The organism is Brevibacillus borstelensis (assembly GCF_037834415.1).
GTDB classification, from domain to species: domain Bacteria; phylum Bacillota; class Bacilli; order Brevibacillales; family Brevibacillaceae; genus Brevibacillus; species Brevibacillus borstelensis_A.
Window position 1 is genome coordinate 74,077 of sequence record NZ_JAUMSJ010000002.1, and the last position, 22,810, is coordinate 96,886.

General features: G+C 48.7%; 23 protein-coding genes and 1 riboswitch. All 23 genes read right to left on the reverse strand.

What is annotated here, in order from left to right:
* Positions 1–7 precede the first annotated feature (7 nt).
* Positions 8–757, reverse strand: a complete 750-nt coding sequence (locus Q3F21_RS02225; RefSeq protein ID WP_340249733.1) for an acylneuraminate cytidylyltransferase family protein — start codon at positions 755–757, stop codon at positions 8–10.
* A complete protein-coding gene (neuC, locus tag Q3F21_RS02230) occupies positions 709–1,842 on the reverse strand; it encodes a UDP-N-acetylglucosamine 2-epimerase (protein ID WP_340249735.1) in 1,134 nt (377 codons plus the stop codon). The genes Q3F21_RS02225 and neuC overlap by 49 nt, the downstream gene beginning before the upstream one ends.
* Positions 1,835–2,869, reverse strand: coding sequence for an N-acetylneuraminate synthase family protein (locus Q3F21_RS02235; RefSeq protein ID WP_340249737.1), 1,035 nt, complete (start codon positions 2,867–2,869; stop codon positions 1,835–1,837). Before Q3F21_RS02235 ends, neuC begins: the two co-directional genes overlap by 8 nt.
* Entirely contained in the window at positions 2,866–4,773 is a 1,908-nt protein-coding gene (locus tag Q3F21_RS02240) for a 6-hydroxymethylpterin diphosphokinase MptE-like protein (RefSeq protein WP_340249739.1), read from the reverse strand. Before Q3F21_RS02240 ends, Q3F21_RS02235 begins: the two co-directional genes overlap by 4 nt.
* Positions 4,760–5,356 carry a hypothetical protein gene (locus Q3F21_RS02245; protein WP_340249741.1) on the reverse strand — a complete coding sequence of 199 codons (597 nt, stop codon included), beginning with the start codon at positions 5,354–5,356 and terminating at the stop codon, positions 4,760–4,762. Before Q3F21_RS02245 ends, Q3F21_RS02240 begins: the two co-directional genes overlap by 14 nt.
* A 160-nt stretch (positions 5,357–5,516) precedes the next feature.
* Entirely contained in the window at positions 5,517–6,350 is an 834-nt protein-coding gene (locus tag Q3F21_RS02250) for a flagellin (protein ID WP_340249743.1), read from the reverse strand.
* A gap of 191 nt (positions 6,351–6,541) precedes the next feature.
* On the reverse strand, positions 6,542–6,790 hold the full coding sequence (csrA, locus tag Q3F21_RS02255; RefSeq protein WP_340249745.1) for a carbon storage regulator CsrA: 249 nt from the start codon (positions 6,788–6,790) through the stop codon (positions 6,542–6,544).
* 11 nt (positions 6,791–6,801) lie between these two features.
* Entirely contained in the window at positions 6,802–7,215 is a 414-nt protein-coding gene (gene fliW, locus Q3F21_RS02260; protein ID WP_340249747.1) for a flagellar assembly protein FliW, read from the reverse strand.
* Positions 7,216–7,228: 13 nt separating this feature from the next.
* A complete protein-coding gene (locus tag Q3F21_RS02265; protein WP_340249749.1) occupies positions 7,229–7,804 on the reverse strand; it encodes a DUF6470 family protein in 576 nt (191 codons plus the stop codon).
* A gap of 24 nt (positions 7,805–7,828) precedes the next feature.
* The gene (gene flgL, locus Q3F21_RS02270; protein WP_340249751.1) at positions 7,829–8,731 is read right to left on the reverse strand and encodes a flagellar hook-associated protein FlgL; all 903 of its coding nucleotides are present in this window, start codon (positions 8,729–8,731) and stop codon (positions 7,829–7,831) included.
* A 34-nt stretch (positions 8,732–8,765) separates the two neighbouring features.
* Entirely contained in the window at positions 8,766–10,241 is a 1,476-nt protein-coding gene (gene flgK / locus Q3F21_RS02275) for a flagellar hook-associated protein FlgK (RefSeq protein WP_340249753.1), read from the reverse strand.
* Positions 10,242–10,267: 26 nt separating this feature from the next.
* Positions 10,268–10,771 (reverse strand): flagellar protein FlgN, encoded by a 504-nt coding sequence (locus tag Q3F21_RS02280; protein ID WP_340249755.1) that lies wholly within the window; start codon positions 10,769–10,771, stop codon positions 10,268–10,270.
* 33 nt (positions 10,772–10,804) lie between these two features.
* Positions 10,805–11,080 carry a flagellar biosynthesis anti-sigma factor FlgM gene (gene flgM, locus Q3F21_RS02285; RefSeq protein ID WP_340249757.1) on the reverse strand — a complete coding sequence of 92 codons (276 nt, stop codon included), beginning with the start codon at positions 11,078–11,080 and terminating at the stop codon, positions 10,805–10,807.
* Positions 11,081–11,241: 161 nt separating this feature from the next.
* Entirely contained in the window at positions 11,242–11,670 is a 429-nt protein-coding gene (locus Q3F21_RS02290) for a TIGR03826 family flagellar region protein (RefSeq protein WP_340249759.1), read from the reverse strand.
* A 130-nt stretch (positions 11,671–11,800) separates the two neighbouring features.
* On the reverse strand, positions 11,801–12,655 hold the full coding sequence (locus Q3F21_RS02295) for a ComF family protein (protein ID WP_340249761.1): 855 nt from the start codon (positions 12,653–12,655) through the stop codon (positions 11,801–11,803).
* Positions 12,652–14,655 carry a DEAD/DEAH box helicase gene (locus Q3F21_RS02300; RefSeq protein ID WP_340249763.1) on the reverse strand — a complete coding sequence of 668 codons (2,004 nt, stop codon included), beginning with the start codon at positions 14,653–14,655 and terminating at the stop codon, positions 12,652–12,654. The genes Q3F21_RS02295 and Q3F21_RS02300 overlap by 4 nt, the downstream gene beginning before the upstream one ends.
* Before the next feature lie 95 nt (positions 14,656–14,750).
* Entirely contained in the window at positions 14,751–15,125 is a 375-nt protein-coding gene (locus Q3F21_RS02305; RefSeq protein WP_340249765.1) for a glycosyltransferase family 2 protein, read from the reverse strand.
* 87 nt (positions 15,126–15,212) lie between these two features.
* Complete coding sequence (locus Q3F21_RS02310; protein WP_340249767.1) at positions 15,213–15,920, reverse strand: response regulator; 708 nt, start codon at positions 15,918–15,920, stop codon at positions 15,213–15,215.
* 26 nt (positions 15,921–15,946) lie between these two features.
* Positions 15,947–17,089: a sensor histidine kinase gene (locus tag Q3F21_RS02315; RefSeq protein ID WP_340249769.1), complete on the reverse strand. Its 1,143-nt coding sequence runs from the start codon at positions 17,087–17,089 to the stop codon at positions 15,947–15,949.
* Positions 17,089–18,093: a polysaccharide deacetylase family protein gene (locus Q3F21_RS02320; RefSeq protein ID WP_340249771.1), complete on the reverse strand. Its 1,005-nt coding sequence runs from the start codon at positions 18,091–18,093 to the stop codon at positions 17,089–17,091. Before Q3F21_RS02320 ends, Q3F21_RS02315 begins: the two co-directional genes overlap by 1 nt.
* Positions 18,094–18,269: 176 nt before the next feature.
* Complete coding sequence (gene metK, locus Q3F21_RS02325; protein WP_340250084.1) at positions 18,270–19,475, reverse strand: methionine adenosyltransferase; 1,206 nt, start codon at positions 19,473–19,475, stop codon at positions 18,270–18,272.
* A 138-nt stretch (positions 19,476–19,613) separates the two neighbouring features.
* A riboswitch (SAM riboswitch) is annotated at positions 19,614–19,714 on the reverse strand.
* A gap of 53 nt (positions 19,715–19,767) precedes the next feature.
* Entirely contained in the window at positions 19,768–20,235 is a 468-nt protein-coding gene (locus Q3F21_RS02330; protein ID WP_340249773.1) for a hypothetical protein, read from the reverse strand.
* A gap of 25 nt (positions 20,236–20,260) precedes the next feature.
* Entirely contained in the window at positions 20,261–22,807 is a 2,547-nt protein-coding gene (locus Q3F21_RS02335; RefSeq protein ID WP_340249775.1) for a S8 family peptidase, read from the reverse strand.
* Between the last annotated feature and the right edge of the window lie 3 nt (positions 22,808–22,810).

The window sequence follows — 22,810 nt, forward strand, 5'->3', positions numbered from 1 at the left end:
TCTTCCATCATCCATTAGTCATAGATGATCCACTCATAAGCGTTTCACAAAAAAGAAAATCTCGCTCCGAGTCTATATCTATACTACTATTTACATCCATATAGTAAGGCAGTACCGGATCAACAAAAAATGAATTCTGTTCCAAGAAAACGACCGTCTCCATAAAATAGATGGCGCCATTTTGTCGGACGACACGTGGCAGCTGCTGTCTAGGCTTGCTTAAACTCTGCCTGTTTTTTAATGGAGCAAGGATTCCATTCTCCTCATAAAAAGTCTTGTAAGGATGATGTTCTGCCTCTGTAACGCTGATCGTGCATCGAGAATGAACCTTCAGGCTAAAATCGATGCAATCCGTAATATGTTTTTCGTTGCGCATCGGAGAGGTTGGTTGAAGGAGTACAAAATATTTTGGTAGTTCTCCTTTCATCATGCAATTCTTCAATACATGACGGACAACATCTTCTGACAATGCCGTGTCGGTTGCCAGTTCCAGGGGGCGATTGATTACTTCAGCTCCTGCGTCTAGGCTAATCCGCTTGATCTCTTCGTCCTCAGTACTTACGATACATCGATCGATCAAAGGACATGCTAAAGCAGCATCGATCGTGTAAGTTATGAGAGGTTTTCCAGCAATTTGGCGAACATTTTTTCGATGCACTCCTTTTGAACCGCCGCGTGCTGGAATTATTGCCATGATCTTCGATTTCGCTATCTCGGCAGCAATTCCTGAAAATGCTTTTGCTTCGAAGTCTGCCATATTGCCCCCTCCTCCAGGACTTTCATGAACAGCGCCGTGCTATTACCAAGACCAAAACTAAAACACGGCTCTCTCCTTACCGTATTCAAGACATTCTTTGTAGCTTGAATGATCTCGCTATAGTCATTTGAAACATGGTAAATGGAGCTGTGAAAGAAGCGGTTTTGCTGTCTGGTACCAATATTGATTGTGGACAAACCAAATACCGGAGCCTCATGAATACCCGCGCTAGAATTACCAATAATAAACTGCGCATTCTTTAATAATGTTAGGAAGTATTCAAACCGCACAGATGGAAAAATTCTAAACCGGGGAATTTTTTCCAGCTTCTTGTATTCCGCTAAAATGTCATTGCTACCCATGTCGTTGTTTGGATAAATGACTACATAGTTATGACCGCTGTCAATTAATGCCCTCACCAGCTGGCTCGCATATTCTCGCATGTGTTCGATTTCCGTTGTCACGGGATGGTACAAAACAATACCGAAGCTTTCAAAATGAATATTGTAACGTTTTTGCGCATCTGAAAGAGACGGCAATTTGTCTGAAAGCATAATATCAATATCAGGTGAACCAATGACATATATGTTTTCAGTTTTTTCCCCAAGTTGTTCTAATCTAGCAGCCGCTTGCTTGTTTGCTACAAAATGAAGGTGGGATAATTTCGAGACAGAATGACGAATAGATTCATCAATTGTTCCTGACAGCTCCCCACCTTCAATGTGGGCAACCAAAATATTATTTAATGAACCAACAATGGCTCCTGCAAGAGCCTCTATTCGATCTCCGTGAACAACAATCAGATCAGGTTTATCTTCATGAATAAAGCGCGACAATCCACCAATAGTATTGGCTAAAACCAAATCCATGGGCTCTCCATGGATTTGATTCATAAAAGTATGGATATTTTTATATCCTTCTTTATATACTTCTTCAACCGTATTTCCATACCGTGAGAGGGTATGCATTCCCGTTGCGAAAATAGAGCATTCAAATAATGGAGAATCATCGACGGCACGAATGAGTGATTTTAACTTGCCAAAGTCCGCGCGTGTACCTGTCAGAAACAATATTTTTTTATTCACTTATATACGCCCACCGAACTTGCTCGTCTTTTTTGATATAAGCTGTTGCTTTTTTTCCTAAAAGGCTATGAAAATGCTCTGCTTTGATTTCACCAGTTCCCGGTCTTTTCACCCATATATTCTCCATCGTGAACGCTTCGCCAGCCTCGATATCACGTAATGCCACTACACAGGCATACGCGAAGTTAATAGTCGGCTGCTCCGCCTCCAATATTTCTTTTCTTCCTCCGATTGCTTGAAAGATAGCAAAACTGCCTTCAATCAATTCCTTTAGTTCCTTCGGATCCATGGAAATTGATATATCCGGCCCTGGCCAGTTTTTATCCGAGGTAAAGTGTCGTTCAAGAATGCTTGCGCCCAAAGCTACCGCTCCAAAAGAAGGGTAATTGGATAAGGAGTGGTCCGATAACCCTAAAACTGCGTCCGGAAACGTATCCCTTAACTCTTCCAAAGCTCCTAATCGCACTTTATCATAGGGAGTAGGGTATATACTTGTACAATGCAACAATGCATACGGTGTATTATACTTTCGCAGAATGTCAACTGATTTTTTGATGCTTTTGATATCATTCATGCCCGTACTTAAAATAATTGGTTTTCGATAACGAGCAATATGCTCCACCAAAGGGTAATTATTACACTCACCTGAACCTATTTTATAGGCTACAACCCCCATCTCTTCCAATTGAACAGCAGCAGCCCTGGAAAATGGTGTACTTAAAAAAATCATCCCTTTTGACTCGGTGTATTCCTTTAAACGATATTCCTCTTCTTTTGTAAGTGCGCACCGACTCATGATATCCCATATGGACTCTTCAGCATTCCCAGGGATAACACTATTGGGAACCATTTCGTCATGGACCACATGCGTCTGAAATTTTACGCACTCACATCCTGCTTTAAACGCATCATCAACCATTTGAATAGCTTTTTCAAAGCTCCCTTCATGGTTAATCCCAATTTCGGCTATAACCAAAGGGGGATGATTTGGACCAACCTTCCTATTTCCTATCGTAATTTCTCTCATTTTTTCACCCGCTCTAGTTGAAATAAGTTTTCAGAAGCATCTCGAATGCATGTAACGCTTTCCAAAAGTTGGTCTAAAACTTTTCTTACTTCAATTAAATCAATACTACATTCCAGTATAAAATGCGGAAACTGTTTCTTAACCCTCCGAGCTTTCTCAAATTCATTCTGTTCAAAGCGTAAGTCAGAAAGCAATTTTGCAATCATGGATATGCGAACCCGATTCATGTGCTTGATGATTAAATCATAACATTTATTTTTCTCCAAACCGTTAAAGACGCGATCAAATCTTGAAAAAACGGAAAACAAACCTGAACTATTCCCGAAATCGGCCTCTCTAGCCATTTTCTTCAAAAGACTTTCTAAGTTTGACAGTAACTTTTGCAGCTCCTCGGCATCCCTAATTAATTGTCTTAACCGTTTCTCCGTGTGAGCCAAGTCATAACCTGCTTTTGTTTGTTCATGTATAAACCAATCTCGATCAACCACTTGTTCAGTCAGTTTTGTTTTTATCACTTCGTCAAGTGGAATAAAATGGGTACCGTTTATATTGGCCCCACCTTTTGTAGTGTTTATGATCTCTATATCTTTTATTTCTTTGATGAACATCTCCATTAAGAGTCTCATCCTGTTAAGCCCAGGACTTGTGTATACCTGTTTGCCTAAAACATCTTCCACCAAGATTGCGTCATTCTCTTCTTCCTCAGTCAGGTTTGAGGGACGGTACTCATATTCAATGCCTTCAGCGTACATACGATTATTTTTATAAGCAAAATTCTGTCCAACTAAAATGACCTGTCTGCAATTAAGTTTATGGAGCAATTGCAAGACAATGATAGCAATTGACGGTGTATCTTTCAGGAAATATAAGTTTTCTTCATGATCCGATTTTAATAAGTATCGTGCAGTTGTATCTTGATCAATTAACATATGGATCTTAGGACCTGGATATTGTTCTAACGATTCATACCCAACCGTACTGCCAAAAATAAGAGGGATACTATCAACATTTTGGTCAATGATCTTCTGGAAAACGACCACATTCTCTGCTTTAGGGTCAAAACTGCAAGTCGCATCCGGGTGAATACCGTGTTCTATCAACGAATTAATTGCAGAGCCGACTGAAAAAATGTAGGCAAGACCATTTTGCTTGATGTAGCGCAAGTTCTCTATTTCCTCTGACAAAGAGGGACCTGCAGACACCAGTAATACAGGTTTATCTTGGAAATAAGTTTTTTTCTCGAAGATATTATTTGTGGATAAGGTAAAAGGAAGGTTCTTTAAGCTATTAAGTACCCATCTTTTCTCAAACAATAAATTAATGTGATAAGTATGCCTTTTCTCTGCAATGACATTTAGAAAACTTTCAATAAATAATTTGTATTTTTCAGTGAAAGCCTTCTCATATGCAGGGTGAAAGATAAATTCCACATCGCCTAGCTGCTGATTCACAAAATCGTTGGCAAATTTTGCCGGCCTTGAGTGTATTCCTTCTACATAGATGTTTTCCGGGAGTCTTGTCAGCTCCTCCTTCAAACTCTTATTAGACATATATTGATAAAAGATATACGGGGACGGTTCATAAATACTGTACGAAACCTGCGGGTATTTCCTTAGAAACTCATTAAGATGGTATCCCAATCCTATTCCGTAAAAAAAAACATGCTGATTATCTTTCACCTCATACTGTTCGAGGAATTTGACCGCTTCGTTTTTGGGATTATATTTGGAATGAATATAATGACGAAGATCGCCTTCGGATTTTATATAAATCGTCAATTCATGGTTTTTCGCTTCTTCTATTAAATAGGATTCTAGTTCCGGTGAGTTTTCAACCGTTTTTACCTCCTCCCACACCGATGGGAAGTATTTTTTTAGAAAGGATATATTGTCAACTAAGCGCATTTTTATTTACCTCTTCATCCAACGCATTCTTACTTGCAACTTGCAATTTGTGTATTTTTGTTATGATGTCGTACTGTATGATATCTCCCGCAAGAACGTAATCCTTTTCTTTCAAAGCTTGCTCAAACATACTCAACTCTTCCTCCAAGCTGAAATCGGAGTAAACAGTTTTGAATGACGGAGCTTTCCAAACAATAAATTGAAGCGTTTGATGAATCCAGGCTAATGCTTCCATCAATTGCCCTACTTTTCCCCATGTATCAGCAGTCGTGCCCTGATAAAATTCAGTCGCCAGCTTATCCAGTTCTGGTAAAGCTCTTGTTACATATTCGTCAATAGAAGCGTGCAGCTCCCGGATAAATTGTTTATTCGACTTAAGGAGAATATCAATTCTTTTAATATCGTTAATATGGGATAAGATATATTCTTCATGGTTTTCCAAAACCTCTGTCCCATCCACAATGACGGCGTCTAGAAATGAATCGCTTTTTTCCAAAAAAACGTCAATATCAACAAATAGTTGCTCTATGCCTGACTCGTCATTCTCGTATACAAACAATTTCTCGGCTATCCAAGCTTCCAAGTTGGCTCCTCCATTCTGTTCGATGCCGTCTTCTTTATAATTATCGGATAAAAAGCATCTATTTTTTATGAAGTAGACGAAAAAAAGACCGTTAACAGAGAAACTCCCTCCATTGCCATTTGGCAGTAGAGGGAGTTTCTCTCTTACGTAAAGATGTTTATTAGCGCAGCAATTGCAGTACGCCCTGTGGCAGCTGGTTAGCTTGAGCCAACATTGCTTGAGAAGCTTGAGTAAGAATGTTGTTCTTCGTGAACTGCATTTGCTCTTTCGCCATATCTACGTCGCGGATACGGGACTCAGCAGCAGTCAAGTTTTCAGATGTGATGTTCAGGTTGTTAATAGTGTTTTCCAAACGGTTTTGGTTCGCACCCAAGTAGGAACGGGCAGCACTCACTTTGTTAATAACTTCCTCAATTCCAGCAAGTACGGAACGAGCGCCGGATTGAGTAGCGATGCTCCACTTAGCTACAGTTGCAGAAACACCACCGGATCCTTTAAGAGTAAACTTGCTCAGGTCGAGATCCAGTGTTTGTTTAGAACCTTCACCGATTTGGAAGCTGATTTTTCCACTTCCAGTAGAGTTCAACAGATCAATTCCGTTGAATTTGGTATTGTCTTGGATATTGGTAATTTCTTTATTCAATTCAGCCAGCTCTTCTTGCAGACGAGCGCGGTCAGCATCGTCGCCATAAGTACCGTTCGCAGATTGAGTAGCGATTTCTTTAATGCGAACCAGCATGTTGTTTACAGTTTGCAGAGCGCCCTCAGCGGTTTGGATCAGGGAGATACCGTCTTGAGAGTTGCGGGAAGCTTGCTCCATACCGCGGATTTGTGCGCGCATACGCTCGGAGATGGAGAGACCAGCAGCGTCGTCAGCAGCACGGTTGATGCGGTAGCCGGAAGACAGCTTCTCAACGTTTTTCGCCAAAGAGCCAGTGTTTACGCCCAGTTGACGATGAGTGTTCATTGCAGAAATATTGTGGTTGATAATCATTTCTGTTTCCTCCTTGATTTTCGGCAGTCACGTCCCTGTGACTGCTGCAAATAATTGGGATCCATCGCAATCGCGCGCTTGCGACCTTTTCCCTACATTCTATTATCGGAATAGGGTTGTAGTACCTTTAGCGTTTTTCTACTTTTTCTTCAAATTTTTTCTTCAAAAAACGAAAAAAAGTGATGATCGTTTTACTGATCATCACCCGGCTCTTGTGTCCGCTTGAGCATTTCCTTCATTTTGGCCCAGTCTGCTTGGTGCTGTGTGGCCAATTTGTTTTCTTCTTGTATCGCCTCATATATTTCTTTACGGTACACCTCAACATTTCGAGGGGCCTCAATCCCGATACGGACCGTTTCGCCCTCTACGGCGATCACTTTTAGTTCAATGGTATCACCGATCATGATCGACTCATTTTTTTTGCGGGATAGTACGAGCATTGGCTCACCACCTACTCTGTCACGGCCGCTCTGGGTTCGAGCAACGGCTGGCGAATGGAATAACGGTCATCTTGCAAGATCACCTGTCTAGCCATGCGTTTTCCCAAATTGACAACGATTGGCGCTTTCAGATTGACCGTTACCTGCTTTTCTCTCATGGTAATAATGGCAAACACTCCGACAGGGGTACCCTCATCGATGTGCAGAGCTGTTTTCGCTGCTTCTGTCAGGGAAAACTCATACTCCGGGAAGAAGACGAAGGGATTGATTACCCAGAACCCTATTTCTTCTTCTTCGGCAGACTGGATCAAAAAAAACGGGCTTTCTTCCTCCTGCTTCAGCAGGAAGAACTGAAGATCCCCAAACCCTGGAATTCCATCCTCAAAAAACAGTTTGCCCAATTCCACCTGTTGATTTGCATTCATAACTGTCCCTCGCTTATACGCTTCGATCAACGAAAATACCTACCGCTTCCATCTGCAAGCTTGGCCATCTCAGGATGTAAGGCTCTACTTTTCCGGGCGTGTACTTATGGACAGGCGGTTTCAAAACCGGGTCCATTCGCATCCCGTTTCTCTTCACATCAATGACAACGGGTTTCTTCTCAAACTGCACTTGCACGCCCTCGTCAAAGGAAGCTGCTGGAGGAGTGTAACCGTCTCTAAGCAAGATTCCCCTATCTACAGCAAGCTCGGCAATCGCGTTCGCCGGAGACTCGATTTTCATCATGGTATCGCCTTCATAGCTGATTTGGCCGATCGCTTCCATCAGCTTCGATTTTCCGTAGGAAGCATTGCTGTCGCTAAATTGCATGCTTGTCATGATACCGATGTTGCTGCGAGCCTGGCTCGAGTCGAGAGACAGCTCCATTCGTCCTTGTTGGATGGTAAGCTCTGCGGGTTCCTGGCGCAAATTCATCTCGGCACGAGGCTGTTCGATCTCTTGGACAGGCTTGCGGATGTTCAATCCAAGCTGAACAAAGCTGCTCTGCATCCGAATGTGCGGAAGCTGCATCCCTTCAACCTCCTTTCACTCGGATTAACGCAGGAAGTCCAGCAATGTCGGCTGAATGATCCGAGCACCAGCCCCCAGTGCAGAGCGATGAACGCCTTCTTGCGTTTTCAGATTGGTGATGACCTCGGCAATGTTCGCATCCTCATTATTGGACATTAATTCCTTTACGTTTACTTCCTGTGTGTTCAAGCGCTCTTCAATCAATTCGATTCGATTTACACGCGCTCCCAATGTTGCCCGTTCCGCAAGAAGATTGTCGTATTGATCAGCGATTTCATCCTGAAACTGCGTTACTGATCTTCCAGCGTTCAACTCGTCAATAATATTGTCCAGTACTTTAAACATGTTTGCCCCGTTATTCGGATAGTTGAAGATTTTTTGCGCGTTGATATTGGCGGCCGCAAATACATTTTGACTTAGCTCAAGATTCACTTCCGAGCTGTTTTTATTGGTAAAGTCGCCTTTTCCGCCGTTTGCCGTTTCGTCGTATGGAGCTTTGTCCGTTTCGGTACCTGCAAAGATATATTTGCCGTTGATCGTTTGGTTTGCAAGCGTACCCAGGTGTTTTTTCAGTTCCGCTATCTCTGCCCCCATCGTTCTTAGATCATCCGGCGAAGTCGCTCCGTTGCCGGAATACACGAGCAGCTCGCTGACACGCTTCATGACGTTTCCCACTTCATCCAGTGTCTTGTCCGTCAAATCCATCCAGGATCTCGCTTCATTGACATTTCGCTGATACTGCTCATTTTCCATCAGTGACGAACGATAAAACATTCCTCTGGTCGCCACTACAGGATCGTCGGAAGGAAGGTTGATTTTCCGACCCGATGCCAATTGCTGCTGCATCTTGTCCATATTTAGCATCGATTTGTGCAAATTGCGCAGCATGTTGTTGTTCAGCATGTTTTGCGTGACGCGCAAGGCCATGTTTATTCCCTCATTTCAATTAAGCTGTACAGAATCACAAGCCCACTCGGCCCATTCCGTTGATCACTTTATCCAAAATTTCGTCCATGCTTGTCATAACGCGCGCGGATGCGCTGTAGGCGTGCTGATACTTCACCAATTCGGCCATTTCATCGTCGATTGATACTCCAGATACCGATTGGCGCTGGTTGTCGATCGTACCTACAATCATTTCGGCATTCTGTTGATTCCGTACTGCCTCTTGGGCGTCGATTCCCAATTGCCCAATCGTATAGCGGTAATAATCGTCCAAGGAGGAACTTTCCTTCAAATCGTTTGGTCCAGGGCCCGGTTGGAGCACCTTGAACTTGATAGCGGCAATTTCGAGCGCATTTTTGTTGTTTCCAGCCGCATTTCCTCCGGTTTCCGGCTGTGCGGCAGCAATCGCGTCCAAGCTTGCCAGGATCGCCGGATTAATGGCTATCGTCCCTGCTCCTTTTGGATAGTCTTTCCCTCCCGCCGGTGTGGAAGCATCTACAAAAAACGGCAAGTCTTGCGATCCTCCGTTCTTGATATCGTTCAGACTGACACCTTTTCGGTGGACGTCATTAATTTCTTTCGTCAGGTTGATGGCCAATACATCCAAACGCTTCATGAGATTGGGAACGATTTGATTCCGGGATTCATACACACCAGCCATATACCCTGTCGTCGGCACAAATACGCCGCCGTCAAGAGTCATATCCAGCATCCCGGTTGCATTCTGTTGGGTCGCGACTGGCAGCGACTGGGCCCCATTAACAAAGTCTCTGCCCTCAACGGTCACGTTCACCATACCGTTCGTACCCGGTGTCACTTTCACTTCGACCAGCTTGGACAGCTTATCGAGCAGAACGTCTCGCTGGTCATAGAGATCATTGGGCGTATAGCCATGCGGTACGATATCTCCGATTTGACGGTTCAGACTGGCGATCTGCTCTCCGAGAGAGTTGATCTCCATAGCCTTGACGCCTATGACGTTATTGAGATCCCTTTGCACTTCTTCGAGATGTTTGTACAAGCTGTTAAACGTGTCGGCAACTGCCTTGGAGCGCTCCCTGACGACAGCTCGTGCCGACGTGTTTGTCGGGTCCTTGGCAAGATCCTGCCATGCCTGCCACATTTGGTCCATTACCTTTTGAAGTCCGGTATCGGATGGCTCATTCATAATGCCTTCCAGCTTCTCCAACGTTTCCAGGCGACCTTCCCAGTAACCTTCACGCTTGTTCTCATTTCTGAATTGCACATCGAGGAACTCTTCCCGCAATCGTTGCAAACTTACGACATTAACCCCTGTTCCCAATATCCCAGGTTCGATGTTTGCGAACATACCAGGGTACGGAAGCCCCGTAGTCGCCTGCATATTGGCTCTCTGACGCGTATAGCCTTCCGTATTCGCGTTTGATATGTTGTGTCCAGTCGTGTTCAAGGCAGATTGCTGAGCGAACAATCCGCGCTTGCTTACTTCTATTCCGTGAAAGGTAGAGCGCATATCGGCACCTCTTTACTTTATTTTCATCATGCCTTTTTGTTAAAAAACGTCCGTGCGTGGTTTCGATACCCATCCGACCTGGCTGTCCTGCCGTAGATAAAGTCGTCCTCCGGCGAGTCTGTAAGCAAATCCAGGGTCATATTTACAAAAGAAAGAGACTGCTCCAGCAACTGCTGATTCAACTCGTTCGCTTTTCGCAGTTCGGAAACAATCCGTGTCAATTCATCCCGGGCTTTCATCAAGCGGGTCTTCTCTTCCGGGCTGGTCGTCAGCTTGATCAGTTCAGCCAGGGTTCCGTTGTCCCGCTGAATGCCTTGTTCGGCAAACATTTGGGCAACCAGAGCTTGACGCGTGTCTTCAGTCGCATTTACGGCCTTGATCAGCTTTTTCTCCTGCGTGGTGATAGCCAGTAACTGATCCACGTCGCCTTTGATGATGACTTCTTTTTTTTGCACCGCCAGCGTCTGCAACGCTTTATGCAGCTGGATCAAGTTGTCGAGCAGCTCGTAGAGGTTGCTCCAATTTGTCATGCTGCTCCCTCCACTCAAGTGGTCTTACAGCCCCTACAGCTTGCGCCAGAATGCGAGGAACTTGTCGGCGATCTTGTCGCTCGGGACCTTGTACGTTCCCTCCTCCACCTGTTTCTTCAAGCTGTTTACTTTTTCTCTCCGTTCAGGAGACTGAGGGTCTTCCACCTGCTTCAGCATCTCCAGCGCTTCGGTGGAAATGTTCACCTCGTCCTTGCCCATCGGGATGCGTCCATTCTTGGCCGCCGGAGCCTTTCCCGTGTTGCTGTATGCGTTGATCATGCCTGTTCGATTAGGTTCGTTTATTCGCATCTGTTACCCATCCTCTCAAACCGAAAAACTTCGCGATCTACTCGTCTCCGCGTTCCTGCCGTTTCGCGTGTGAAGCAGGATAAAAAGAAAACCGACGATACTATCTCTTAGTAGTATCATCGGCAATTTCCCTTTGGTCGATTAGGTTTTTTCTTTGAAAACTATTCGCCAGGGTTCGCCTTTCTTCGATAGACCGCCTGAGCGAGCTTTTCCCGTCTTTCCTCTTCCAGCCTGCGATCCACTTCGCTTTGCTGGGTAATGTCGTGCTGCAAACTGCGAACGCAGGAATCGCAAAGGTTTCCGCTTCGGATGATGAACCCGCAGCTTTCGCACGGATAACCAAGATTGGGGCTCCCCTCCATAGAGATACGCCCTTCTTTAATAAATTTGGTAATCTGTTTTACGCTGACACCTGTTGCTTCGCTTACCTGATGTATGTTGGCGCCCCGGTTTTCACGTTTTCTGAGGTACTTATAGCACTCTTCGTATTCCTTTTCCACTTCCTGATAGCATTTGGGACAAATATCACGGACAGTTTGTACGAACAGGGCATCGCAGCGCGAACAGTTGGAAAGTTTGCCCAATGACATAAAGACATCTCCTTTAACCGATCCGAGTCTCCTTCGTGATAAAAATTGGATGTACTACCATCATATCGAAAAATAGCGAATGTACAAGAAGAAACACGGATTGTTCGAAAAAGGTCAACAAATGATGGAGTTATCGAAAGCAAGTAAGAGCAGACACCCGGCACTCACGCCCCAGCTCTTCCTGTATCGCCAGGGCGCACGCGCGCAGTGTGGATCCAGTCGTATAAATATCGTCAACAATCAGGACTTCGCGAAGCTGTTTACGGCTGTCGATCCCATGTATTTGCCTGCCTTGATTCATACAGGCGAAGGCCCCCCGCAGACTTTCCTCCCGCTCTCTTTTGCCGCGCTGCTGGCTGAGTTTGGCCGTCTGCTTGGACCGTATGAGGAGGGGAATGTAGGGGATGCCGGTCCGCATCGAAAGCCCTCTTGCAACCAGCTCCATTTGATTGAACCCCCTTTCCGTCAACCTGCTTTCATGCAAAGGCACTTCGGTGACACAGGAGAACCGGGCGGAAAGGTAGCTGCGATAGTATCCAATTGCCAACAAGGCGCTAAAAAAGGCTGCCATACGCTCATCTCCCCGGTATTTAAACCGGCTGAGCCACGCCTTTCCACACTCGTCATAGTGCAGCAGCCCTCTGTTTCGCAGAAGAGACTGCCCCTTTTCCTCGGCAGCCAGACAATCCTTGCACATCCTCCTCTCCTGCTGACGATTAAAGCCATTTTCTATTGGGGACTGATCGTTCTTTTCCCCTTTTTGCGAATGGTAAACCAGATCGCGGCCGCACTGACAACAGATAACCTCGCCAATGACCCGCCAGTCCGCCAAACAGCTGCTGCATAGCGGCAGCCCGTCCACCAGCCGATAAATCCTGGGATACGTGGGCGGCCGCGAAAGAACGCGACTCCATCGCTTGACTTGCTCTTCGCGATTTCGGCCGGAAACGATTCCTCCGCAGCCAACACACCCGGCTCCGCTCATGACTGGCCTCCTGCCTGCCGCAGACTCGCAGCCAGCTGGTTCATCCGATTGATTTGCCGGATCGCCGCCCGGGAAGCCGATGTCCGGTACGCTTCGATAAACAGCACTGTGCCGCTCGGTGCGTCGCTGGACCTGCCGACCCGACCGGCGATCTGTACGAGTGAAGCCTCGTCAAAGACAGGGGCCTCCGTCCCGATGACAATGACATCGCTTCGCGGAATGGTTACGCCTCGTTCCAGAATCGTAGTCGTGACCATGACCAGCAATTGTTTGGCCCGAAACAGACGGACTTTCTCCTCCCGATCCGGATCTGCTGCATGGACTCCCGCCATCGTTTGGCTGTACCGGGACAATCGCCTCTGCAGATAGCTGAGAACCACGGAAACCTGGTCCACTCGCGGGACAAACACAAAGACCTGGCGTCCGCCATCCAATGATGAGGCCAGCGTCTCCAGCAAGGGCTGGATGGAACGGCCGGCTGACAGACGTTTATGCAAGCCGCTGATCGTGCATACGCGAGGGACGGGCAGCGGCGAACCATGGTATCTGCCCGGCAAAAGGACATGCGTCCGGGAATGCAAATGAGCCCGCTTCGGAACCAGGCGCCTCCGCAGGTAGCGCGGAGGTGTCGCGCTCAAGTACAAGGTTTTGCCGCCGGGCTGGACCGCTCGCGATACGACACGGTACAGAACCGGATTGTTGTGGTACGGGAACGCGTCCACCTCGTCAAGGACAACCAGCGGAAATCGTCGATAAAGCCGCATGACTTGATGGGTCGTCGCAATCGTAATGTCGCTGTCCTCCCATTTCTCTGCGCTGGAGCCGTGAACGGCAATTACCCGGGCATTGGGAAAGACCTTGGCAATCCGGGGAGCCAGTTCGAGAACAACATCTTTTCGCGGAGTGGCAATCAACACCTGTCCACCGGAACGCAATGTCTCAGCCACTGACGGAAACAGCAGCTCCGTCTTTCCTGCTCCGCATACAGCCCAGAGCAGAAATTCAGAAAGTCCGGGCCTGCCCGACGCCACGAACTGACGCGCCTTTTCCGCCGCCATCTCCTGCATGGGCGAATAAGTGCCTTGCCAATCGAGAAAAGCCGTTTCGCATTTTCTTTTCGCGCTATCCATACGGCCTCCGGCAAAGCCGGGATGAACCGCCCGATCGAACATTCTGCCGCTCTTTGCAGCTGTGCAAGCCTGACTCGCTCTTTGCCTGGGAACGCACAAATACGGCGTGCAGCATTTGCTTCTGCCCATATCCAAACACTCCGTACAATAAGCACACCCTTGTCCGCAGGAATGGCAGCTCGTCAGCACGATCATCCGCTCCGAGCCGCATCTCCCGCACGAAAACAACATGTGATTCCGCAGCCAGCCTTTTCTCAGCCTCCACTCGATGCCCGGCCGCCGCTCCGCTTTTCCCGACAGGACGATCCACTGAAAGCAGTGGTCCAACGAACGTGGCGCCCACCCCTTTTTGCTTAGCAGAACCCCGACCTCATCCCACAAAAGAGCGCGTCCGCCCATCACCGCAAGCAGCTTTTCCGATTCTCGCTCCCATTCACCGATGTTTTCGAGTATAGATCCCTCTGAAGACGACAAGGCGGCCGTGTCGGTCCCTTCCATCCGGAGCTGCGATTCGCCCCGTTCTGTCGGCGCCCCGCCTGAGTCTGCACTCTCAAGCGTAAACCAGTCCTCGCGGATCGGAGTCATGCCAGCTGCCTTCTTGCCGTATAATACATTAGCCTCCCTGACATAGGCTGATGCGGCAGCTCGAAAGCTGTCCACGCTTTTTTCCGTAAACGCGCGTTCCCCGAGCGCATGGTTCAATTCTCCGCGCAAGGAAAAGGCGAGCGCCAGCGACTTGCTTTTGCCGATCACATACAGCTTTGCCCCCTCCCTTTCCCGCCAAAATGCCTGGTCTACCTGGAAGCATGGCGTGATATGGGCTTGCGCAGCCTCTCCCGACACTTTTATATAGAGCAAGTATTCCCGCATGGACTCTCCCCCCGCCGATTGCTTGTTATGGACAGTGTGCGAAAAGACTGCAGGGGAGTGCAAGAAAATCTCGCCGGAAAACGCAAAAAAGCGCGCTATAGCGCGCGCTCCCGTTCGCCCTGCTGGCGAAGGTCTATGGTCATGACAGGCTCGCCGAAGGTACCCTCGCGATCCTCTCGGCACAAGTAGTCTGTCCGTTCAAAAACTGTCATGATCCGGATGGTATCGTCAACCGATCCATCATCTTGATACGAAATGCAAATAGGGGTACCTCGCAGATACGAGTGGAATTGAAGCTTCCTGACTGCCTGCTCCACTACATCCCCCGAATTTAGCAGCAGCAAGCGATAGTGCTTGTAAGTTCGGGGAACGTCTTTTGTCGTCCGCCTGATCCAGAAATTAGCCAATCCCACCAGCAAAGAGGAGCACCCATATGCCGCCAGCAACCACACGACCAACTCTTCCATCACGGTCATACCTCCTCTTACGATCAAGGTATGCGGGACAGCTTGGACACGGTGCTGCTGAACGGCAAATTGCAAGCTGGTTTAGGGGATTTACAGTTTTACCCAGCCGTTTTTGATGGAAATGACAACGGCTTGCGTACGATCCTGCACGCTGAGCTTTTGCAGAATGCTGCTGACGTGGTTTTTGACTGTTTTTTCACTGATAAACAGGAACTCTCCGATGGACCGGTTGCTCTTGCCTTCCGCCATCAGCTGCAGAACCTCGCGCTCACGACGGGTAAGCGACTCGATCACTTTCGGATCGACCGGTTCCGAATCATCCACGGCCATGCCGCGATCATTCGTGCCCTCCTGCTCGCTCAGCCGGCGAAACTCCTCGATCAGCTTGCCGGTTACCTTTGGATGTATGTATGCTCCACCCGCCGCTACTACGCGAACCGCTTCGACGAGATCATTCGTGCCCATTTCCTTCAGTAGATAGCCTGAAGCCCCTGAGCGAAGTGTACGGTAGACATATCCCTCGTCGTCGTGTATCGACAGCATGATGACCCGGGTACCGGGACTGACGGAAATAACGTGCTCAGCGGCCGAAACACCGCTCACGTTCGGCATGTTAATGTCCATCAGAACGACGTCAGGCTTATGGTCCTCGGCAAGGCGGAACGCTTCTTCTCCGTCAGCCCCTTCTCCTACGACCTGAAAGTCCTTTTCCATTTCCAAAATACGTTTGACACCCTCACGGAACAGTTGATGATCATCCACAATGACGATGCGAATTTCTTGCTGTACCTTCTCCATATTTCATCCTCCCTGTACACTCTTGCTCAAAATTTGACTGGTATTTGAAACATGACCCTTGTTCCCTCTCCAGGGGAAGACTGCAATTCCATCGTTCCCTCAAGCAGCTGAGCGCGTTCCCTCATGCCGAGCAGCCCGTAGGAGCCTCCCTTGGCTTTCTGTGCCGCCTGATCAAAGCCGACTCCGTCATCCTTGACCACAAGGCGCAACGTATTTTCCTGAAATTCAATTTTTACCTGGACCATATTGGCACCGGAATGCTTTTCAACGTTGTTCAAGCACTCCTGTACAAGTCGAAACATCGCGGCTTTCACAGAGCTTTTCAACGGCTGCTCTATGCCAAAGACAACCAGATCAACGGAAATTTTCGTACGGTCCTCGTACGTTTGAATGTACTTCTGAAGCGTCGGGACCAGCCCCAAATCATCCAGTGCCATGGGCCTGAGGTCAAAGATAATCCGTCTGACGTCAGCCAGGCTGAGGCGAACCATTTCCTTCAATTCATGCAGCTCCATTTGCGCTTCCAAAATGCGTTCATTTTTCAGCATCTTGTCGACAATTTCAGAACGAAGCACGACGTTCGCCATGGATTGGGCGGGGCCGTCATGGATTTCACGCGCTACCCGCTTCCGCTCTTCCTCCTGCGCCTGAATGACTTTGAGCCCCATCATCTGATGCTGCTTGGCCTCTTCCAGAGCCTCTCCCACCTTGCTCAAGTCGCCGGTCAAGTACCCCAGCACAACGCCTATCTGCGTCACCAGCTTTTCCGCCCGCTGAATGGTTTCCTCCAGCGTGCGGAGCTGCCGCTCCAGATCATTTCTCCGTTTTTTCAAATTGTCTTCCCGTTCCCGGTAAATGGACAGCTCTACCTGGATCCGGTTGGCTTCTTCGTAAGCGACGCGAATGTCTTCTTCTGTGTATGTCTGAAAATTACGGCTAACCAGGACCAGACGCGTTCGCGCCCTTCTATAGGAAAGTTCCAGCTCATCCACCTTGCTGATCACTTTCGCTATTTCCTGCCTTAGCTCATACAAATCATGTTTTAAGGAATTACCTTCCAGCCTGGCATTTTCGGCGATCTCAAATATTTGCGATTTGCTTTTTTCCACCGTTTCGATCGTGCGATTGATCACACCATCCAACATGGTAATACTGATCGCCTGATTCATTATTGATCTCCTTCTACCTCATTTTTGACCGTCTGAAACAACGCCTCGAGCTTGGGAACATCCACTTCCCTGATCCCAACATCGTATCTCGGAATGGAAAACGGATTTACCTTTTCCGTTACCACACCCGGATTTGAGTTGAAAACAAATAGGTAGCCCGCTTGCTTGGCTATGTCCAAAACGATGTCATTGCTGTAACCAAACGGCAAGGAAATGGCTTGAACCTGCTTACCCACCAGTTCGCTCAAGCCGACCCGCGACATGGTAAAGTCGACATACAGGCGATTGCGGTATTCCTGTTCTTCTTCGAGTCGTTTCAGCTCCTCCACGTACACAGGTGCCGTCTCCGGTCCGAGTTCTCCCCATTCATTGCGGGCTTTCTCGTCGTGAAGACTGTATGTATGAGAAGCGATGTCCACCAGTCCGGTTTGAAGCATTTTCTTCACTTGCGGACGGGACAGCGGCGTGGTCATGTTTTTCCTTTTCCGCTCTTCGGTATCCCTCAATCGACCAAGTATGGAAAAGTTGACAGAGGGAAACCGATACTCTTTCATGACGGGAAAAGCATGTGTGTAATAGCTTTCATACCCATCATCAAATGTAAGCAAAACCGCATTCTCAGTGGGCAAAACTCCTGTCTCGACAAAGCGGACAAACTCTGTAAGCGAAATCGGATGGAAATCGTTCTCAAACAAAAACGACATATGCTGTTTAAACTGATCCGTACCGATGACATAGCGTTGTGCAGAGGTGTCTGTCACATGGTGATACGTCAATACGACTACCCGATTTCGATACCACAGCTTCGAGGGTGCTGTTTTTTCTTGGGTAGTTGCTGTCTGTAGAGTAGCGGATTGTTCCTCGCCTGTGCTTATAGACGTAGTGACATGGGGGAAAGGTTGCACATGGGGAGCCTCTTGTTTAAAAAAAGAGGACAGTCCGGCAGCCACAACCAGTCCAAACGCAATGAAAAATACGAGAAAGAAGGGCCACCTCTTCGGCACGAAAAACTTCCTCCTTTTTGCCTACATAGGTATTTCGACATATGCGAACAGATTCCTTTATGAACTGTATTCCAGTAACGCTTCACTAGCCTTAAGTCCTAGTGGCAGCTAAAAAATTTACCTGATTGTCACAGAAAAAGAGCCTAGTGTATCACTAGGCTCTCGGCGCTTGGTCTTTACTTGGACAGCCCTGCTGCATCCTGCTTGAGCGCTTCTGCCTTATCTGTGCGCTCCCACGGCACGTTCAGATCATTGCGGCCGAAATGGCCGTATGCCGCTGTCTGCTTGTAGATAGGACGACGCAGGTCAAGCTGTTTGATGATACCTGCAGGACGAAGATCAAAATGCTTGCGGATCAGTGCTACCAATTGGTCCTCAGCAATCGTACCGGTTCCGAATGTATCTACGCTAATTGAGACTGGCTGAGCAACACCAATTGCATATGCCACTTGTACTTCGCATTTTTCTGCCAGACCGGCTGCGACGATGTTTTTCGCTACATAGCGGGCTGCATATGCCCCGGAGCGGTCCACTTTTGTCGGGTCTTTCCCGGAGAAAGCGCCGCCGCCGTGACGCGCGTATCCACCATAGGTGTCGACGATAATTTTACGACCTGTCAAACCGGCATCCCCCTGCGGGCCGCCAATGACGAAACGACCGGTCGGGTTGATGAAGTATTTTGTCTCCGCGTCAAGAAGCTCCGCCGGCACAACCGGCTTGATTACATGCTCCATCAGGTCATTCTTGATTTGTTCCAGGGTGGTTTCCGGAGCGTGCTGAGTAGAGATGACAATCGTATCGATCCGAACCGGCTTGTCTCCATCGTATTCCACCGTCACCTGCGTCTTGCCGTCTGGGCGCAGGTAGCTCAGCGTTCCGTTTTTGCGCACTTCCGTCAAACGACGCGCCAATTGGTGAGCCATGCTGATCGGCAGCGGCATCAGTTCAGGCGTCTCGTTGCAGGCGAATCCAAACATCAGGCCTTGGTCTCCGGCACCGATCGCTTCAATCTCCGCATCCGTCATTTTTCCTTCACGAGCTTCCAGCGCCTGGTCTACCCCGAGGGCAATATCGGCAGATTGCTCGCCGATAGCTGTCAGCACGCCGCAAGTGTCGGCATCGAAACCGAACTTGGCGCGATCGTATCCGATTTCACGGATGGTATCGCGAACCAGCTTTTGAATATCCACATACGTGTTCGTCGTAATTTCGCCTGCCACAAGCACCAGACCAGTGGTAACGGAAGTTTCGCATGCTACGCGAGCATTTGGATCCTTGGACAAAATGGCGTCCAGAATAGAATCGGAAATTTGGTCACAAATCTTATCCGGATGACCTTCGGTGACTGATTCAGAAGTAAACAGACGACGACCTTTTTGCAAAGACATGTGTACTACCTCCTTTGACCTCATACAAATAGTGTGGTAGCCGAAACAGGTTCTTATTAAACGAAGGCACAAGCAAAAAAAAACCTTTTCCTGTCTTAGAGGAAAAGGTGCTTGGTGTTTGCGTTCCCTACCCTCTTATCGGCCAGAACAGGTATCCGTTCTGCTGGTTAGCACCGCTCGAGTCGGTTGCCGGGCTTCATGGGGCCAGTCCCTCCGCCTGCTCTGGATAAGAGTATCCATTACGGATAATAGAATAATCGTTTTTATTGCCGGTGTCAATAAGCGCTTAGCGCAATTCGTATTTGCCGCGAACCATAATGTGCGCGACACCGTTATAGCCTGCATGCAAGCGCAAGCCGCGATTGTCCGAACGGGCGATCAAGAGGAGGTGATTGGCAGCCACCTGGGCTCCGCCTCGCAGGTCCTTGCCCTCGGTAATATCGGTCAGGCCATCGCCTTTATCGCCTGCCACAGCCTGTACCTTCCCCGTACGCACGATAAACTCTGTACCCTCAAAACCGTACAGCGTCCGTCCCGGGGACAGCTCGACCACAGTCAACCCGGGCGAGACGGTGCCGCCACCTCCGCCTCCGCCCAGAGCCTTTTGAATTTGCTGGTCCACATAGCTTTTGGTGACCACCGGATCGTCCGCTGAACCCGGCACGCCGGAAACGCCGTCCGCCATCGCCTGTGAAGCGAAGACCCCCATTCCGACGATCGCTATGGCGAGGATTCCCTTGGTTGCTTTTTTCATTTATGTTCTCTCCTTTTCCATAGGGTTACAAACTGTATGCCTTGGCCAGCAGGACGACCACCTCTGCCCGCGTAGCTCTTCCCTGCGGCTTGAACGTCCGTCCGTATCCGCTTATCCACTTTTTCGCTGTCAATGCCTCAATAGCGGGAGAGGCCCAGTGGCTGACCGGCACGTCGGTAAAAGACGAACGACTATGCGTATAGAGCAATAGGTTGTTTGCCCTGGCTACCATCAGCGCCATCTCGGCACGTGTGATGGATTGATCGGGCAGGATGCTGTTGTTTGGATAGCCTTGAATGATTCCGAGCTGGTGGGCAGTCAGCAGGTTGCCGTAAGCCCAGTGTTTTTGGGAAAGATCCCGGAACGGGTTTTTCCCCCTATACGTAACGATATGCATTCCTTTGGCCCGCATCGATTGGATCAGCATCGTCGCAAATTGTCCCCGCGTAACCGACTGATCAGGTTTAAACGTCGCATCATCGAAGCCGTTGACGACCCCTTTGCCGCTCAGCCTGGCAATCTCATTGCGTGCCCAGTGGGAAGCGATATCGCGATAACCGGCCATCAAGGGCTGCTTCGTCAGAGTCAGCCGATAGAAGTCGTATTTAAACGGCACCGTGGTGGTCAGACGGATATAATACTTGCCCGGCTTCAGCTTCATGCCGAGCACCTCTTTTCCAAGATCGGACAGCTGCGCTACGTCGTTCGTGGCAAAAAGCGAGTAGTTCAACGTGTCCGAACCGTACAGCTCCAGCCGTATCCCCGTCGATACGGGGATGAACGGAGCGCGAATGCTGACGTAGGATTCGGAATCGACCGTAAATTGGAACCAGTCCTGATCCGTATGGGTGGGCAAGGTTCCGATCATCAGGTTTCCATTTGTCAACGGGGACGCCTGACGATATGTATCGTTGGGCTCATTGGCATCCTTCCGAATCGGCGTATAGGAGAGGTCCAGCTTGTACTCGCCATTCACCTGGTTTTGCCAGTATTCGGTCAGACGGATGTAGTACTTGCCAGGCGATACTTCTTTCTCGGCATGCTCAGTCGGATCATTCCGATCGCCTCTGTCATATTCTTCAAAGGGTTGTCCCTCTTTGCCGATCTTCATGTTCAGATCGATCCGCTTGTTGTCGGGGGAGACCGTGACGTTTAGCCGGCCGTATTCGCGGACATAGTAAGAAAACCAGTCCTCGTCTCCCTCTTCGTGAAAGTTTCCGATCACGGATATTTGATTTCCGACGAGCGGGCGGGCCGTATCTATCGTGTTGTTGCGCTCATACTTATCCGGGTTGATCGTAAAGCGGCTGGTCAACACGTAGGTAAAGGCTTTCACCCCGAAGCTTCGTTCCATCCTGATGTACATTCTACCAGCTTTCACCGGAACCGTCAGTGTGTCTCCGTTCCCTATGTAAGACGTGGACGCTTCGCGATTTTCAGGGAAAAAAGTAGCAGCGAGAGCGGTTGTATTCGTTGACGTAACCGATGCGACCAGGGTGACTTTTCCATCATAAGGAATATCCATAAAATACCAATCGGTTCTGTCGGATTCCGACAACTTCGCCCTGAGCTGCGATTCGATCGGAAAAGCCTTTGCATAGCTTCGAATGTTGTTCGGCTCATGAAAATCCATTGATGGCTTTTCACTGATGGCTCGATTTACGTCAACCAACCCGTACCCCGTTTGCCGATCCCAGCCGCTCTCACCGAGATCCTCTGCCGTCTGGTACAACAGCTGACGCACATCCAGCGGGCTCATATTCGGATGAACCGCGAGTACCATTGCCGCAGCACCGGCTACCATGGGAGCTGCTGCAGAAGTGCCGCTGAATGTTCCGTACTTGCCCTTGGGCTTGGTCGTGTAGATATTGTAGCCCGGAGCCACGAGATTCAACTCCGGCCCTGTATTGGAATCGTACAGCGGCTTCTTGTTTCCTTTTACAGCGCCAACAGCGATCACCGTCGGATATGCAGCCGGATACGCGACGCGGTTGGCTTCGTTTCCGCTGGCAGCCACAACCACGACTCCGCTCGCCTCCGCCCGCTGGATAGCGGCCGTCAGCGACTTCGAATAGGAGAGACTGCTCACCGACATGAGAATAATTTTGGCTCCCCGATCGATTGCGGTGTTAATCCCTTTGGCGAGCAATTCTACATCTGTTTCCCCGTACTTGTTCAAAACCTTGATCGGCAAAATCTGCGCTTGCCATAAAACACCCGAGACCCCAATACCGTTATTCCCTCTGGCCGCCAAAATACCGGCAACAGCTGTGCCATGTCCGTTCAGGCTGTCGTCCTGAGCGGATTCCCCCGGTTCAACAAGGTTGACTCCCGGAAGGATGTTTCCTTTCAAATCGGGATGGTTATGGTCCACTCCCGTGTCGAGAACAGCAATCGTTATGTTGCTTCCGGTAACTTTCTTCCAGGCCTGGTCAGCTTTGATTTGCCTCAAATGAGTCTGATTATTGATATATTCGTCATTGGAGATCGCAGCCTTTGCTTTCTGGCTCCCCCCAAAGGCAGCCAATACCCCTACCGAGACAGCGACAACCGTTAAAATGAATTTCCTCATGTA